The sequence below is a fragment of the Collinsella aerofaciens genome, assembly GCF_015552075.1.
Taxonomy (GTDB): domain Bacteria; phylum Actinomycetota; class Coriobacteriia; order Coriobacteriales; family Coriobacteriaceae; genus Collinsella; species Collinsella aerofaciens_Y.
The window spans coordinates 1-16,210 of record NZ_JADNDZ010000055.1 but is presented as its reverse complement, the minus strand read 5'-3'; the positions used below and the strand labels follow the sequence as shown (position 1 = coordinate 16,210).

The following is a 16,210-nucleotide window of genomic DNA, read 5'->3' as shown; positions in this document are numbered from 1 at the left end:
AGGCAAGGCATGACCAGAAGGTCTATGCCTTGCCTTTTTCATGCCAACTTGTTCGTTCTGGGCGGCGCTCGCTGTCCGTCCTCTACCTACGGCGTTGTCTTGCTCCGGATGCGGCAGTTAGTGGTAGTCATTCTGATCCGTAGGGGACGGAGGAAAACGGATCATTTTGGTAAATTGCTATGTGGGTTTATTTAGGTTGACTTGGTAGTCTATGGGCCATTTACCTGCTTAAAGCGTCGGTCGATTACCAAAATAATGCTCAAAAAATCGTCCAAGAAGTCGCGAGCCATTTTTTGACGCGTCGTGCGTCAAGTGATTTGGCAAGTGTTTGGTTGGATATTGGTCAGTTTTGGGGCCACCTTGCCAAAAGCTTGACGGATGCAAATCTAGACGTCGACAAATGAGCACTTCGATTGCGCCGCGAGCAAAAATCTGGGCTGATTCTCGATAATCGCTTCCAATCGTCTCTTGCCAAGCGGCGCCCTCGCGTACAATCTGCTCCGACATTCACGCGCCGCCCGGCGCTCAAGAGGGGAGGACCCCATGGCAAACGAGATCTGGACCATCAAGCGTTGTCTCGAGTGGACCAAGGAGTACCTGGCCGAGCGCGGCGAGGAGCATCCCCGTCTTTCTGCCGAGTGGCTGCTGTGCGCGGCTACGGGCCTGGCGCGCATCGACTTGTATATGCGCATGGACGAGACGCTCGACGCGGCCCAGCTCGAGACCATGCATGCGGCTGTCGTCCGCCGCGCCAAGGGCGAACCGCTGCAGTACATCACGGGTAGCACGCAGTTCCGCATGATCGACGTAGCGTGCGCCCCCGGCGTGCTCATCCCGCGCCCCGAGACCGAGATGCTCGTCGAGGAAGTTCTGAACTATCTGGATGCCGAGGTGCTGAGCCCCGAGGCCGCCGCCCGTCAGCGCGTGGAGTTGCCCTGGAACGATGAAGTCGAGCAGGCCCGCAAGGCCGAGGCAGCACTGGCCGATGAACGCGCGACTGCCGAGCGCCGTGCCGCCAACCTCACGGCTGCCGACGAGGCGGCGCTGGGCAGCGACGTACTTGGCAGCCGCGCCTATGCCGAGGAGCTGGCCGATCGCGAGGCCGAGGAAGCCGCCGCGCGGGCAGCAGAAAGCGAAGCAGCAGAAGCCGAGGCCATGGAAGCCCCCGAGCCCGAGCTCGACGAATACGGCATTGCCATCGAAGGCGACGACCAGGAGACGACCTCCGCGCAGAACGCCGCCGAGGCCACCGAGCCCGCTCCCGCCGAGCCCCGCGTCGCCCGCGTCCTCGAGGTCGGCTGCGGCACGGGCTGTATCTCGCTCTCGCTTGCCTGGGAGCGCCGCGGCCACGTCACCTGCACCGCTACCGATATCGAGCCGTGCGCCATCGACCTGGCAACCAAAAACCGCGACGCCCTAGGTCTCACGGCAGACGAGGTCGCATTCAGCCTCACCAACCTGGTAAGCTCGATTCCCCGCGAAGAGTGGGGCACCTTCGACGTCCTCGTCTCCAACCCTCCGTACATTCCCACCGACGTCATGCGCTCGCTGCCGCACGAGGTCAAGGATTTTGAGCCCGACCTGGCGCTCGAAGGCGGTGCCGACGGCCTCGACATCTTCCGCCGCTTGCTCAACGCGGCGCCCTACATGTTGCGCGCCGGTGGCCTCTTTGCCTGCGAGCTCTACGAGGGCGCTCTCGACGCCGCCGCCGAGCTCTGCCGCCAAGCGGGCCTGTCGGATGTGCGCATCGTCCGCGACCTCACCGATCGTCCCCGCATCGTCCGAGCCGTCGTCACGGAGCCCAAACAGCGTCAGTAATATTTATTAACTGATTCATTTCTAATTATAAAGCAATTTATAATTATCTCGGTTGGTAGCTGGTAGCCGAGGGGGTCATAATGAAACAACGATTTACCTATGACTGCGTTCTCATAAAAGAAGACGACGGTTACTGTGCCAGCTTCCCGCAGGTCCCCGGGGCCTTTGCCGATGGCGATACACGCGAAGAAGCAATAGCTCATGCCATCGAGGCGCTGATGGCGTTTTTGGCCGACGATCTTAACAATGGTCGGGCTCCGGCTGGGTACGAGCGTTCGGCCGAGGTCGTGGCCCTTTCAGTCGAAATCGACCACGAGGACGCTCGGGAAGCGGCGTGTCGAACGTTTAAGGACGCGGCGGCGGACCTCAGGGTTTCCGCACCGCGAATCACTGCGCTGGTCAAAGCCGGCAAACTCGATGTTGAGCTTGTCGACGGCCGTCGGATGATTACGATCGACAGCATCGAGCGTTACGCCGCTCAGGAACGCCATGCCGGCAGGCCAAAGAAGTTCGTCGCAGTCCAATAACCCCTCGTTGCCTACTGATCTCGGGCTTCACTTCTGCAAAAAAGACCCTTCGAGCCTATTTCCGCTCTTGCAATATACCGTAAAACTTCTACTATAGAAGGAGAAAGGTATGTCAAATCAGCCGCATCGATACCGCATTGTGCTCGATGAGCAGGATGAGTCTACGTTGCGACAGATTTACGCAGACCTTTTGGTACTTGAGAAAGAAGGTCCTAGCCTTGGTCGTCCGCTGGTTGACCGCGTGAAGGGCTCGAAATTGCATCATTTAAAGGAACTAAGGGTGACGTCGTGCGGACCGTCGGTGATTCGTATCCTTTTTGCCTTTGACCCCAAACGTCAGGCAGTGTTGCTGTTGGCGGGAGATAAGTCGCAGGCGGAGTCGTCGAAGGCAAAGTGGAACGGCTGGTATGCGATCAGCATTCCCAGGGCGGAACAAATATACCGTCGCCATGTAAGGAGGCTCGATCAAGATGGAGCTGCATGAGTATATGGAATCACGCGGGATAGCGCGTGAATCTATTGCCGCCGAGCAGGAGAAAACTCGTGAACGTATCGAAGCCTATAAGCTCGCTCAAATTCGCAAACTAAAGGATCTGACGCAGGCCTCGGTGGCCCAGTCGATGGGTGTTTCTCAAAAACGCATATCGGAGCTCGAGCGCGGGGAGCTGGGATCAATGAGGCTCGACACGCTGAGCAGGTACGCAGGAAGTCTCGGCGGAAAGCTTGTCGCAAGCATTGAGTTTCCCGATCGTACCGTTACGCTTGCTCGCTAAAAATCTGCAATAACCCCCTCACTTTCACCGACTACTAGAGCCGCTCACCAAACCAACATGCGCTCTGGGCAAATAGGCTGAATGTTTCGTGCGAGAATGCCCCTCAGTAAACAAACTTTCACCAGAGCGTAAGGGGCTGGCATACACATGCAGACGGTCTATCGGGTATACGAGGGAACGCGCGAGCCGCATCGGCTTGCCGTCGAGCGTACGGCCGAGGTGCTCGGCTGTGGCGGTCTGGCCCTGATCCCGACCGAGACCGTCTATGGTGTCGCTGTGGCAGTTAACGCCTTTTCGGACGCCGTACCTCAAGATACAAGCGAATTCCCATCGTGGCCGCGCGATCCGCAGGCCACCGTCAACGGCGCCGCGGTCCCCGCGCTCGGTACCGGCTATCGTCGTATCTTTACCCTCAAGCAGCGCGAGCTCACCCAAACGGTTGCCTGGCTGGTCGATGATGCCGAGGCACTCGATCGCTATGGCGTGGATATCCCTAACGAGGCCCGCGTGCTCGCCCGACGATGCTGGCCGGGCGCCCTGACTATCGTGGTCAAGGCGGCCCCCTGCGTGCCGACCTTTATGCGCGCCGCCGACGACACGGTGGCACTTCGCGCTTCGGCCTCGCCCGTGGTGCAAGCGCTCATCCGCGCCTGCGGCAGCCCACTTGCCTGCACCAGCGCCAACACGCACGGCGCGCCCGCGCCGGCAAGCTTTGCCACGGTGGAGGAGCGCATCCTGGAGGGGGTTGATGTGGCTGTCGACGCCGGTGAGACCCCGTGTCGCGACGCCTCAACCATCGCGTCGTTTCAGCACGGCGAGCTCCGGATCCTGCGCCAAGGCGCGCTTCCCGCATCAGAGATCGAACGGGTCCTGTCCGACCCGATGCAATAGAAAGGTGTAAGCGATGTCGTTGAATCTAGGTAGCCTGGGTATGGAAGACGCCTCGTTTAGCTTTGGCGGTTCCTACATCATGGCGCTCGACTGCGGCACCACCTCGGTACTCGCGACCATCGTCGACGAGTACGGCTGCATCGTCGCCCAGGCGCGCCGTAGCGTCAAAACCAGCTTCCCGCGCCCCGGCTGGGTGGAGCAGGATCCCACGGAGGTGCTTGCCAGCCAGATCGGCGTGATGATGGAGGTCCAGTTTAAGAGCGGCATCCATTCTGACCGCATCGCCGCCATCGGTATCTCCAACCAGCGCGAGACCACGGTGGTGTGGGACCGCATAAGCGGCCAACCCATCTATAACGCCATCGTGTGGCAATGCCGTCGCACCGCACCTCTGATCGACGAGCTGGTCGAGCAGGGCGCAGAAGAACTGGTGCGCTCCCGCACGGGACTCACGCTCGATCCGTATTTCTCGGCCTCCAAGGTGCAGTGGATCCTCGACAACGTCGATGGTGCGCGTGAGAGCGCGGCGGCGGGCGACCTCATGTTCGGCACCATCGACACCTGGCTCATCTACAACCTCACCGGCGGTCAGGTCTTTGCCACCGACTACACCAATGCCAGCCGCACCGCGCTCTTTAATATCCATACGCTCGATTGGGACGACGATCTGCTGGCGCTTTTCGACGTCCCGCGTTCCATGATGCCCGAGGTTCGTTGGAGCTCGGGCGACTACGGCCGCGTTGCGAGCGACATCATGACCAACATGCCACCCATCATGGGCGTGGCGGGCGATCAGCAGGCGTCGCTGTTCGGCCACTGCTGCTTCCATCCCGGCCAGACCAAGAACACCTATGGTACGGGCTGCTTTATGCTCATGAACACCGGCGACGAGATTGTCGAATCCAAGAACGGTCTGGTCTCCACCATCGGTATCGCTGCGGACGGCAAGGTTAGCTATGCGCTCGAGGGCTCCATTTTTGCCGCCGGCTCAACGATGAACTGGCTTCGCAACAACATGGGCATCATCTCGAGCGTGAGCGAGTCGGCACAACTCGCCGCTTCGATTAGCGACAACGAGGGCTGCTACTTCGTTCCGGCCTTTGCGGGTTTGGGTGCTCCCTGGTGGGACCCGCATGCTCGCGGTATCGTGTGCGGTCTGACCGGCGCCTCGAGCCGTGCGACCATCGTACGTGCCGCCTGCGAATCCATGGCATATCAGAGCTACGACGTGCTGCGCGCCATGGAGCAGGACGTGGGGCTTTCGATTGAACGCCTGTCTGTCGATGGCGGTGCCTCGCGCAACGAGTTCATCATGCAATTCCAGGCCGACCTGCTGGATATCCCCGTGCTGCAATGCGAGACGGTGGAGACCACGGCAATCGGTGCCGCGTACTTGGCGGGTCTTGCCGTCGGCTATTGGGAAGACCTGGAAGAGCTGGAGCAAAATGCCCAGATCGTTAGGACCTTCCTTCCCCACATGTCCGCCGAGCGCCGCGAGCAAAACCTTGCGGGCTGGCGTGATGCAGTCAGGCGCTCGCTCAGCACCTCACAGTAGGGCTGCGATGGGCTGCTCGATACAACAAACCGCTAAACTAATGTATGGCGTGCGGCGGCAACATTGCTGCACACCTTGTCAGCAAGGCCGTTTTGCGGCCGCAACGAAAGGGGCAATCAATCCATGACCGTCACCTACGATGCGTCCCGTGTGACGCTTGTCGATCACCCGCTCGTCCAGCACAAGCTGTCGATCCTGCGCGACAAAAACACCGGCACCAACCAGTTCCGCCAGCTCGTGCGCGAGCTTGCGCTCTTTGACGGCTACGAGGCCATGCGCGACCTGCCCATGGAAGACGTCGAGGTCGAGACCCCCATCACCACCGCCACGTTTAAGCAGCTCGCCGGCAAGAAGCTCGCCATCGTTCCCATCCTGCGTGCAGGCCTTGGCATGGTCGACGGTATCCTCGACTTGGTACCCTCTGCCCGCGTGGGCCACATCGGTATGGAGCGCGACGAGGTTACCCACGAGCCGCATGAGTATTACTGCAAGATGCCCAAGGATATCGACCAGCGCATCTGCCTGGTTGTCGACCCCATGCTCGCCACGGGCGGTTCGGCCGAAATGGCCATCAGCTACCTGCGCGAGCGCGGTGTCAAGGACATCCGCATGCTGTGTATCGTCGCCGCACCCGAGGGTCTCAAGTCGCTGACCGAAAAGGACCCCGACGTACATATTTATACGTGCGCCATCGACGACCATCTCAACGAGGCTGCCTACATCGTTCCCGGCCTCGGCGACGCCGGCGACCGCATCTACGGCACGCTCTAGTCGCTGGGCTAAACGGCCGCGGCTGCAAATACGAAGAAACGGTGCGCGCGGACGAACAAAAGGCGACCGCGCGCACTCCTGTTAACGGACGTTTAGCCCAGAGGGGTTCGCGAAAAAACGTATTACCGTACCTGCGGCATAAAGAAGGTCTTAAGAAAACGAACAGGTGCGTATTAACCGATGCTTTTTCGGTTGTACTTTAGCGATTGGCTCGTACAATAGTCACCAATGTTTGGCGGGAACTGTTCTGTGAGGCGTTAAAAAGGAAAGTGAGGACGCCAGTGTTTCAGGTAGCCGATCTGCTCGCTATCGTTGCAGGCGCCATCGCGGGCGCAATTGCCTTCCTTCCCTTTGTCTTTACGCTCAAGCCGGTTCTTGACGATAAGCAGAATGCGGACATGCTCAAGGGTATGGTGAGTCTGGCGGTCTCGGCAATCGCCCTGCTCGTCTTTACCTTGGTTGTGTTTGTGTTGTTCGGAGAGGCATTTCGCATGTTCCTCCTGGGCGAGGCGATCGGCTTCGTGGCCTTTATGGCCGCCTGCACGGTTCGCGTCGCCAAGGCGCTGCGAGATCCTCATGAGGTCGAAAGGTAAGTCGTGGAAATTTTTGAAAAGCTGCCTGATGAGATTAATCATCTGGTCAGCGAGTTCAGCTCCACCCCTGTCGTGGGCGATCTGAGCTGCGGCATCACGCAGTACTCGTTTTGGCTGATCGTCTCCACGATCGTGCTCCTGATCGTCCTGGCCGTGTTCAAGAAGAAGCAGACCCTGGTTCCCAAGGGCTTCTTCGTCAACGGTTTCGAGTACATCATCGAGTACGTCGAGAACGATATCGGCAAGGGCGTCGTGGGTGAGAACTGGAAGAAGCACTTCCCGTTCCTGTGCTCGCTTTTCCTGTTCATCCTGATCAATAACATGATCGGCTTGATCCCGGGAATGAAGCCCGGCACCGGCGCAATCGGCTCCACCGCCGCGCTCGCCATCTTCGCCTTCGTGTATTTCATCTACTACGGATGCAAGGCTCACGGCGTGATCGGCTACATCAAGAGCCTCGCCCCGCAGGGCGTGAGCTTCCCGATGAACGTGCTTGTGTGGGTCGTCGAGCTTTTCTCGACCTTCCTGCGCCTCATCACGCTCGCCGTCCGTCTGTTCTGCAACATGTTCGCAGGACACGTGGTCATGGGCTCGTTCGCCATCATGGCGAGCATGTTCATGCAGCCGCTGCTTCAGCAGGTTTCCGCGGCCCACGCCGTCGGCGCCCTGCCTTCGCTGGCCTGGCTTGCCATCCTCATCCTGATTTATACGATCGAGCTTGTGGTCGGCGCCATCCAGGCTTACGTCTTCACGGTCCTTACCGCCGTGTATGTCTCCGAGGCAGAGGAGGTCGCGGAGGAGGAGTAGTCTTCCGTTCGCGCCTTAAAGGTAAGGCAATTCGTTAAACCGCTGGTGCCCGTACCCATGGAGCCCGGCAGTTATAAATAAGGTTATCCTGCGTGAAATAAGACACGCACGACAAAGGAGGAATCGTGGGAGTTATCGGTTACGGTCTCGGTGTTATCGGCGCTGGTCTTGCTATCGGCCTGTCTGCTCTGGGTGCTACGGGTGCTATGGCCCGTCAGCCTGAGGTCCAGGGCCGCGTGTTCACCGTCTTCATCATGGGCTCCGCCTTCGGCGAGGCTCTGGCTCTGATCGGCTTCGTTGTCGCGCTGATCGTTAAATAGCACGGAGCGTCAAGTATGAATCTTTCATCCCAGAAGAGCGCGATCGCACTCTCCGCGTCCGCGGCCGCGCTGCTCATGCCGGTTTCCGCGTTCGCCGAGGACGGCGCTGCCGGTGCGGACATCCTCATCCCTAAGATGGCGGAGTTCATCCCGGCGCTTATCGCCTTCCTGATCATCTGGATCGTGCTGGCCAAGGTCGCCCTGCCGGGCATCATGAAAACCATGGAAGAGCGCGGCAAGAAGATCGAGGAGAGCCTCGACGAGGCCGAGAAGACCAAGCAGGAGGCTATCGCCAAGCGCGCTGAGTCCGACTCGATCGTCACCGACGCCCGTCGTCAGGCTGCCGACATCGTTCTCGAGGCCCGTAAGGACGCCGAGTCCGAGCGCGCCCGTATCATCGAGGCTGCTCACAAGGAGGCCGAGGAGATTATCGCCAAGGCCCATACGACCGTCGAGGACGAGCGCAAGTCCATCTACGCCGGTGCCGCGAGCTCTATCGCCGACCTGTCCGTTGCCGTCGCCACCAAGATCGTGGGCGAGGCACTCGAGGACGAGGCCGGGCAGAAGAAGCTCATCGAGCGCTACATCCAGGAAGCAGGTAGCCTGAATGCCGACTAGCCGCTATCAGGACAAGGTGCTCGAGACATACGCGCGCTCCCTTTTGGAAGCCGCTAAGGCCGAGAACCATGTGTTCGAGGACCTCGAGATGATTGAGCGCCTGGCTTCTGCCAGCCCCGAGATCATCGCCGTGCTCGACACCATGTCCAAGCGCGACCAGCTCGACCTTCTTCCCAAGGTGGCAGCTGCCTTTAAGTATGTTGCCGAGGAAGACGAGGATGTAGTGGGCGTGACCGTCACCACGGCGATCCCGCTCGACGACGAGCTGCGTCAAACCATCACTAAGAAATGCGAGCAGGACTTCGGCCGCAAGGTATTCCTTATCGAGCAGGTCGACCCGTCTATCGTGGGCGGCCTGGTGCTCGAGGCCCGCGGCGAGCGTCGTGACATTTCCGTCAAGACGCAGCTGCGCATCGCGCAGGAGACCCTCGCAAACTCTGCTAATTCGTACGGAGGTGAAGCCTAATGTCCGAAACCCTCAATGCCCAGGATATCGCCAAGAAACTGCAGGAGCAGCTCACGAGCCTCTCCGCGACGGTCGATACGCATGAGGTTTCAACGGTCGACGAGGTAGGCGACGGCATCGCGCGCGTCTCCGGCCTCAAGAGCGCCATGGCAGGCGAGCTTCTGGAGTTCAAGAGCTCCGATACCGGTGAGACCGTCTTCGGCCTTGCCCAGAACCTTGACCGTGACGAGGTCGGCGCCGTTCTGTTTGGTGCCGTCGACTCCATCAAGGAAGGCGACGAGTGCCGCACCACTGGCCGCATTATGGATATCCCCGTGAGCCGTGCCATGCTCGGCCGCGTCGTCAATCCGCTCGGCCAGCCTATCGACGGTTTGGGTGACATTGTCGCCACGCACCGTCGTCCTATCGAGTTTAAGGCCCCCGGCGTCATCGACCGTACCCCGGTGTGCGAGCCGGTTCAGACCGGCCTGTTGGCCATCGACTCCATGGTGCCTATCGGCCGTGGTCAGCGTGAGCTCATCATCGGCGACCGTAAGACCGGCAAGACCGCTATTGCGATCGACGCCATCCTCAACCAGCGCGGTAAGGGCATGGTCTGCATCTATGTCGCCATCGGCCAGAAGGCCTCCACGGTTGCCAACATCCGCGAGACCCTCGCTCAGCACGGTGCGCTCGGCTACACCATCATCGTTTCGGCCACCGCTGCCGATTCCGCCCCTATGCAGTACATCGCGCCTATGGCCGGTGCTGCTATCGGCGAGTTCTTCATGTACAACGGCGAGGACGGCAAGCCCGCCAGCGAGACCAACCCCGGCGGTCACGTGCTCGTCATCTACGACGACCTGTCCAAGCAGGCTGTGGCCTACCGTCAGATGTCGCTGACGCTGCATCGTCCGCCCGGACGCGAGGCCTATCCTGGCGACATCTTCTACCTGCACTCTCGTCTGCTCGAGCGTGCCGTCAAGATGTCCAAGAAGAACGGTTACGGCTCCATGACGGCCCTGCCGATCATCGAGACCCAGGACGGCGACGTTTCGGCCTACATTCCGACCAACGTCATTTCCATTACCGATGGTCAGATCTACCTGCAGTCCGAGCTCTTCTTCCAGGGCCAGCGCCCGGCAGTCGACGTGGGCATCTCCGTGTCCCGCGTCGGTGGTGACGCACAGACCAAGGCTATGAAGCAGGTCGCCGGCAACCTCCGTCTGGACCTTGCTTCGTACCAGGAGCTCGCGGGCTTTACGCAGTTCGGCTCCGACCTCGACGAGGCCACGCAAAAGCAGCTTACCCACGGCGCTCGCATGACCGAGCTCCTTAAGCAGCCGCGCTACAAGCCGTTTGAGGTTGGCGAGCAGATCGTTACGCTGTTCGCTGGCAACGAGGGCTTCCTGGATGACCTGGAGATCGCCGACGTGCTGCCTTTCCGTGCCGAGCTCATCGAGTACATGGACAATGGCTTTGGCTCGCTGCTTGACAAGGTTCGCGCCAAGAAGATCGATGATGACACCAAGGCTGAGCTCTTGCGCGTCATCGGCGACTTCAAGCAGCAGTTCATGGCCAAGCACCATTCGGATGTTTCTGGATCAGAGGAGAACTAAGCCCCATGGCCAACCTTCGCGACATTAAGAAGCGAATCTCCTCGGTTACCACGACCAAGCAGATCACGCGCACGATGGAGATGGTCTCTACGGCCAAGATCCGTCGTGCTCTCGATCGCTCCAAGCAGGCCGAGCCCTATAAGGAGGCGCTGACCGACGTCATGTTGACGGTCGCCGGCGACGCCTCCTGTTCGGGCACCGATCCCATGCTGCAGAAGCATGAGAGCGTCAAGCATGGCCTGATTGTCGTTATTGCCTCGGACCGCGGCCTTGCCGGCGGTTTCAATACGACGGTGGAGCGCACGGCCGAAAAGCTCGCCGCTTCTTGGGCGAACGACGGCATCGAGTGCGAGATCATCGCGTGCGGGCGTAAGCCGGCCACGTATTTCCGCGACCGTGCAAACGTCGTCATGCACTTTGAGGGCAATTCCTCCGAGCCCGATTTCAATCAGGCCCGCATGATCTCCTCTCATATCTGCGATGCGTATCGTGTCGGTGAGCTTGACCGTGTCGAGCTTGTCTACCACCACGCTAAGAACCGCGTGGATCAGGAGCTTCGCGTCGAGCATCTGTTGCCGCTCGACCCCGAGATGATCGCTATGGCCCACGGTCCGCGTAAGAACGAGACCGACGCCCCTAAGCGCATCTCGTCCACGTTCGAGTTCGTGCCCTCTCCCGAGCATGTTCTCGGCAAGCTTGTGCCGTCTTATATCCTGACGGTCATCTACCAGGCCCTGATCGATTCGGCGGCTGCTGAGCAGGGTGCACGCCGCAAGGCCATGCACTCCGCGACGGAAAACGCCACCGCGATCATCTCGACCCTTACCCGCACGTATAGTCGCGTGCGCCAGGCTTCGATCACGACCGAGATTAACGAGATCGTCGGCGGAGCCTCAGCATTGGAGGAACAGTAATGGCTAATAACACCGTAAAGCTTGCGGTCGAGGAAGCCACCAAGAAGACGACTGCCGGTGATGGTCGCATCGTGCGAATCATCGGCCCTGTCGTCGACGTCAAGTTTGACGGCGCGGTGCCCCCGATCTACAACGCGCTCACGGTCGAGGCCGAGACCCCGATCGGTCATCTGAGCACGATCCTAGAGGTCGAGAGCCAGCTTCCGGGCAGCGTCGTCCGCACGGTCGCCATGTCCTCGACCGACGGCCTGCAGCGCGGCCTCATCGCCACCGATACCGGTGAGCCCATGAAGATGCCCGTTGGCCCCAAGACGCTCGGCCGTATTTGGAACGTTATGGGCAAGCCCGTCGATGGCAAGCCCATGCCCGAGGTGGAGGAGTTCTACCCCATCCACCATGCAGCGCCCCGTTTCGACGAGCTCACCACCAAGACCGAGATCTTCGAGACCGGCATCAAGGCCGTCGACCTGCTCGAGCCCTACATCCGTGGCGGCAAGACGGGTCTGTTCGGCGGCGCCGGCGTCGGCAAGACCGTTCTGATTCAGGAGCTCATCAACAACCTCGCCCAGGAGCACGGCGGCACCTCGGTGTTCACCGGTGTCGGCGAGCGCACCCGTGAGGGTACCGACCTTTATCTCGAGATGAGCGAGTCTGGCGTTATCGACAAGACCTGCTTGGTCTATGGTCAGATGAACGAGCCGCCCGGAGCGCGTCTGCGCATCGGTCTGGCCGGCCTTACCACCGCTGAGTACTTCCGCGATCGCGGCCAGGACGTTCTGCTGTTCATCGACAACATTTTCCGCTTCTCCCAGGCAGGTTCCGAGGTTTCCGCACTGCTGGGCCGTATGCCGTCCGCCGTCGGTTACCAGCCCACGCTGGCTACCGAGATGGGTGACCTCCAGGAGCGCATTACCTCGACCAAGACGGGCTCCATTACCTCCGTCCAGGCTGTCTATGTCCCTGCAGACGACCTGACCGACCCGGCGCCTGCCACGACGTTTACGCACCTCGACGCCACCACGGTTCTTTCGCGTAGCATTTCGTCGCTCGGCCTGTTCCCGGCTATCGACCCGCTCGCGTCTTCTTCGGACGCTCTCGATCCCTCGATCGTCGGCGAGGAGCACTACCGTGTTGCCGTCAAGGTTCAGGAGCTCCTGCAGGAGTACTCCGACCTTCAGGACATCATCGCCATTCTGGGTATGGACGAGCTGTCCGAGGAGCAGCGCCTTACGGTCAACCGTGCTCGTAAGATCCAGCAGTTCCTCTCGCAGTCCTTCCACGTTGCCGAGAAGTTCACCGGCAACCCCGGCGTCTACGTCCGTGTCGAGGATACCGTCCGCTCCTTCGCCGAGATTGTCGACGGCAAGGCCGATGACCTGCCCGAGCAGGCTTTCCGCTATGCTTCCACGATTGAGGACGTGCGCGAGCGCGCCCGCAAGATGGGGGAGAAGTAGGTTATGCGTATCCGCATCGTGTGCCCCGTGAGCCTCGCCTATGAGGGTGACGCTGCGTTTGTGTCGATTCCGTCTACGGATGGCGAGTTTGGCGTTCTGCCTGCTCACTCCAGCGAAATCTGCACGATCGACCGCGGTTACGTTCGCGTTTCCGATAAGACCATGGGCACTGTCGACCACACGTTTGCCGTGGCCGGCGGCTATGCCCAGGTTGCGGACGATGTCGTGACCGTTCTCGCCGAGCGCGCTTGCGATTTGGCGACCGTCGATGCCGACAAGGTTAAAGCTGATATTCAAGGTTTTGAAGAGAAGCTGGGTAATTTGTCGGAGGATGATGCACGCCGCGCCTACCTCTATAATGAAATCGCATGGTGTAAGCTCAAGCTTGCCCAATAGTCAAACGCTTTAGCGTTCGACCATTTGCGAACACATCATGCCCGGGATGGCCCAGCCACCCCGGGCATGCTTTTTGAAAGGGTAGACCTTGGATATTATCCGCGTTGAGGGTGGCCACGCCATCGGAGGTTCCGTGCCTGTTTCGGGTGCTAAGAACTCCGCGCTCAAACTTATGGCGGCAACGCTTCTGGCGCCGGGCAAGACGACGCTGCAGAACGTGCCCGATATTTCCGATGTCCACGTGATGGGCAAGGTGCTCAAGGGTATGGGCGCCACAATCGATGTCCTTGACGAGCACACGCTCGAGATTGATACCTCTCAGGTCGATTCTTGGGAGGCCCCCTACGAGCTCGTTGCCAAGATGCGTGCTTCCACCGCCGTGATGGGACCCCTGCTGGGTCGCTTCCATCGCGCCAAGATCGCCATGCCGGGCGGCTGCAACCTGGGTGCTCGCAAGATCGATATGCACATTCTTGGTCTTGAGGCCCTGGGCGTTGAGTTCGATACCGCCCACGGCTACATCAACGCTAATGCGCCCCAAGGTCTGCGCGGTACCACCGTCACGCTCGAGTTCGCCAGCGTCGGTGCGACCGAGAACCTCATCATGGCATCCGTGCGCGCGCAGGGCACCACGGTTATCGACAATGCCGCCCGCGAGCCCGAGATCGTCGATCTCGCCAACATGCTCAACGAGATGGGCGCCAAGATTGTCGGCGCGGGTACGCCCGTCGTGACCATCGAGGGCGTGGAAGAGCTGCATCCCGTTACCCATCGCGTGGTGGGCGACCGCATCGAGGCCGGTACCTTTATCGTTGCCGGTGCGTTGATGGCCGACGATCGCGGTGTCGATGTCACGGGCTTTTGCCCCATTCACTTGGGCATGGTGCTCAAGAAGATGGAGCTCATGGGTATCGACTGCGAGCGCGTCGAGGATGGCGTCCATGTAAACCGTGCCGAGCGTATCAAGCCGGTCGACATCCAGACGCTTCCGTTCCCCGGCTTCCCGACGGACATGCAGGCGCAGATTATGGTGCTCTCCGCCCTTGCCGACGGCAGTTCCGTTATTACCGAGAACATCTTCGAGAATCGCTTTATGTTTGCCTCTGAGCTGGTGCGCATGGGTGCCGACATTCGTATCGAGAGCCATCATGCCATGATTCATGGCGTCAAGGGCTTCTCGGGTGCACAGGTTACCTCGCCCGATCTGCGTGGCGGAGCGGCCCTCGTCGTAGCGGGCTTGATCGCCGACGGGACGACCGAGGTTTCGGCCATCCATCACATCAAGCGCGGCTACGAGCAGTTTGTCGAAAAGCTGCAGGCGCTCGGCGCGCATGTCGAGCATGCTTCCGTCCCCGATCCCGTCATCTACTAATACAGGTTGCCTATGTTTAATAAAAAGCCCCTCGCGGATACCACCGCCCGAAGACCCTCAACTGGTGCGCAGGCCAAGATCTACAGTCGCGATAACGTGGCTCGCTATTCCGAGCGCGCTCGTCAACGTCGTCGTAGCCACACGATTCGTCACGTCGCGCTCATTGTCGTGCTTGGTGTGCTGCTGAGTGCCACTACCGCTGCCGGCCTGTGGTTTGCTACCATTATGGGCAAGCTCGGCGATTCTAATGTCATTACCGATAATCTGCGTCGGGTTCTGGTTGACACCGATGAGGCAAAGGATCCGTTCTACGTGCTGCTTCTTGGCACCGACGGCCGTCCGGGCGAGGATACGTATCGTGCCGACTCGATTATCCTGGCACGCATCGACCCCACGCAAAAGCAGGCGACGCTCATTTCCGTTCCGCGCGACACCAAGGTCGAGTACAAGGGCGAGACCATGAAGATCAACGCCTGCCATACCGTTGGCGGCGCCGAGGCCATGGTCGAGGCGGTCAACGAGCTGTGCGGTGTTCAGATTTCCCACTATGCCGAGGTCAGCTTCGACGGTATGCAGGCGCTGATTGATTCGGTTGGCGGTATCGACATTAACGCAACCGATGATGTTGACGACCCCGAGCACCTGGATATTAAGATTACCGCTGGCCAGCAGCATATGGACGGTGCCACCGCCCTTACCTATGCCCGCTGCCGCTACACCTATGCCGACGGCGATTACACGCGCATGCGCCACCAGCGTCAGGTGCTTGGCGCCCTTGCCAACCAGATTCTCAATAACTTCGATGCCACGAAGATTTTTGGCCTGGTTAATTCGCTGTCCGATATGCTCGTAACCGATATGAGCGTTCAGGATATCGTGGCTACGGTCAACGCCATGCGCGGTATGGATGTCGACGGTATCTACTCGGCCAACCTGCCCTCGTACGCCGACGACAGCACCATGATCGACGGTGTGAGCTACGTCTTTGTCTACGAGGACGAGCTCAAGGAAATGATGGAGCGCGTCGATGCCGGCAAGGATCCCAAGGGTCCCAACACCATGGGTCTTTCCGACGGTTCCAGTTCTACGATCGGCGACCTGAACAACAACACGTCTGACGACTACGCAAACGGTACCGCAACTTCATCGGTCAGCTCTGACGATTCCGATGACTCAGGCGATTCGAGCGACTCGGACTACTACGAAGAGCCCACCGGCGACGGTAACGGCTACGAGGCCAACTACTAGAGTTACGCGGTTTTACCAAACCGCGTAACCGCTTGACGCTGCGCGGGCCGCATTTGGACAATCTGACGTTCAACTTCAAGGGCGCGACC

Annotated in this window: 18 protein-coding genes; all 18 read left to right on the top strand. The window is 60.1% G+C overall.

The window, feature by feature from the left end:
- The first annotated feature begins 543 nt into the window (after positions 1-543).
- The 18 genes from I2D41_RS04000 to I2D41_RS03915 all read left to right on the top strand — a co-directional run bounded on the left by I2D41_RS04000 (position 544) and on the right by I2D41_RS03915 (position 16,121).
- Positions 544-1,818, top strand: coding sequence for a N5-glutamine methyltransferase family protein (locus I2D41_RS04000; protein ID WP_195363624.1), 1,275 nt, complete (start codon positions 544-546; stop codon positions 1,816-1,818).
- 80 nt (positions 1,819-1,898) lie between these two features.
- Positions 1,899-2,345 (top strand): type II toxin-antitoxin system HicB family antitoxin, encoded by a 447-nt coding sequence (locus tag I2D41_RS03995; protein WP_117746946.1) that lies wholly within the window; start codon positions 1,899-1,901, stop codon positions 2,343-2,345.
- 109 nt (positions 2,346-2,454) lie between these two features.
- Positions 2,455-2,829: a type II toxin-antitoxin system RelE/ParE family toxin gene (locus I2D41_RS03990; RefSeq protein WP_195363623.1), complete on the top strand. Its 375-nt coding sequence runs from the start codon at positions 2,455-2,457 to the stop codon at positions 2,827-2,829.
- Positions 2,816-3,118, top strand: coding sequence for a helix-turn-helix domain-containing protein (locus I2D41_RS03985; protein WP_195363622.1), 303 nt, complete (start codon positions 2,816-2,818; stop codon positions 3,116-3,118). Before I2D41_RS03990 ends, I2D41_RS03985 begins: the two co-directional genes overlap by 14 nt.
- A gap of 147 nt (positions 3,119-3,265) precedes the next feature.
- Entirely contained in the window at positions 3,266-4,009 is a 744-nt protein-coding gene (locus tag I2D41_RS03980) for an L-threonylcarbamoyladenylate synthase (RefSeq protein WP_195363621.1), read from the top strand.
- Positions 4,010-4,022: 13 nt separating this feature from the next.
- On the top strand, positions 4,023-5,564 hold the full coding sequence (gene glpK / locus I2D41_RS03975) for a glycerol kinase GlpK (protein ID WP_195363620.1): 1,542 nt from the start codon (positions 4,023-4,025) through the stop codon (positions 5,562-5,564).
- 123 nt (positions 5,565-5,687) lie between these two features.
- Positions 5,688-6,335 carry a uracil phosphoribosyltransferase gene (upp, locus tag I2D41_RS03970; protein WP_040359658.1) on the top strand — a complete coding sequence of 216 codons (648 nt, stop codon included), beginning with the start codon at positions 5,688-5,690 and terminating at the stop codon, positions 6,333-6,335.
- Between the two features lie 281 nt (positions 6,336-6,616).
- Complete coding sequence (locus tag I2D41_RS03965) at positions 6,617-6,928, top strand: hypothetical protein (RefSeq protein ID WP_195363619.1); 312 nt, start codon at positions 6,617-6,619, stop codon at positions 6,926-6,928.
- 3 nt (positions 6,929-6,931) lie between these two features.
- Complete coding sequence (gene atpB, locus I2D41_RS03960; protein WP_195363618.1) at positions 6,932-7,735, top strand: F0F1 ATP synthase subunit A; 804 nt, start codon at positions 6,932-6,934, stop codon at positions 7,733-7,735.
- A gap of 125 nt (positions 7,736-7,860) precedes the next feature.
- Entirely contained in the window at positions 7,861-8,055 is a 195-nt protein-coding gene (locus I2D41_RS03955) for an ATP synthase subunit c family protein (RefSeq protein ID WP_022094262.1), read from the top strand.
- A 15-nt stretch (positions 8,056-8,070) separates the two neighbouring features.
- On the top strand, positions 8,071-8,673 hold the full coding sequence (gene atpF / locus I2D41_RS03950; protein ID WP_118081621.1) for a F0F1 ATP synthase subunit B: 603 nt from the start codon (positions 8,071-8,073) through the stop codon (positions 8,671-8,673).
- Positions 8,663-9,139 (top strand): F0F1 ATP synthase subunit delta, encoded by a 477-nt coding sequence (locus tag I2D41_RS03945; RefSeq protein ID WP_006235713.1) that lies wholly within the window; start codon positions 8,663-8,665, stop codon positions 9,137-9,139. The genes atpF and I2D41_RS03945 overlap by 11 nt, the downstream gene beginning before the upstream one ends.
- Positions 9,139-10,737, top strand: a complete 1,599-nt coding sequence (gene atpA, locus I2D41_RS03940) for a F0F1 ATP synthase subunit alpha (RefSeq protein ID WP_195363617.1) — start codon at positions 9,139-9,141, stop codon at positions 10,735-10,737. The genes I2D41_RS03945 and atpA overlap by 1 nt, the downstream gene beginning before the upstream one ends.
- 5 nt (positions 10,738-10,742) lie before the next feature.
- Complete coding sequence (gene atpG / locus I2D41_RS03935; protein ID WP_195363616.1) at positions 10,743-11,651, top strand: ATP synthase F1 subunit gamma; 909 nt, start codon at positions 10,743-10,745, stop codon at positions 11,649-11,651.
- Positions 11,651-13,105 (top strand): F0F1 ATP synthase subunit beta, encoded by a 1,455-nt coding sequence (gene atpD / locus I2D41_RS03930; RefSeq protein WP_195363615.1) that lies wholly within the window; start codon positions 11,651-11,653, stop codon positions 13,103-13,105. Before atpG ends, atpD begins: the two co-directional genes overlap by 1 nt.
- 3 nt (positions 13,106-13,108) lie before the next feature.
- Positions 13,109-13,501: an ATP synthase F1 subunit epsilon gene (gene atpC / locus I2D41_RS03925; RefSeq protein WP_195363614.1), complete on the top strand. Its 393-nt coding sequence runs from the start codon at positions 13,109-13,111 to the stop codon at positions 13,499-13,501.
- A gap of 88 nt (positions 13,502-13,589) precedes the next feature.
- Entirely contained in the window at positions 13,590-14,873 is a 1,284-nt protein-coding gene (murA, locus tag I2D41_RS03920) for a UDP-N-acetylglucosamine 1-carboxyvinyltransferase (protein ID WP_195363613.1), read from the top strand.
- 12 nt (positions 14,874-14,885) lie between these two features.
- The gene (locus I2D41_RS03915; protein ID WP_195363612.1) at positions 14,886-16,121 is read left to right on the top strand and encodes an LCP family protein; all 1,236 of its coding nucleotides are present in this window, start codon (positions 14,886-14,888) and stop codon (positions 16,119-16,121) included.
- Positions 16,122-16,210 lie beyond the last annotated feature (89 nt).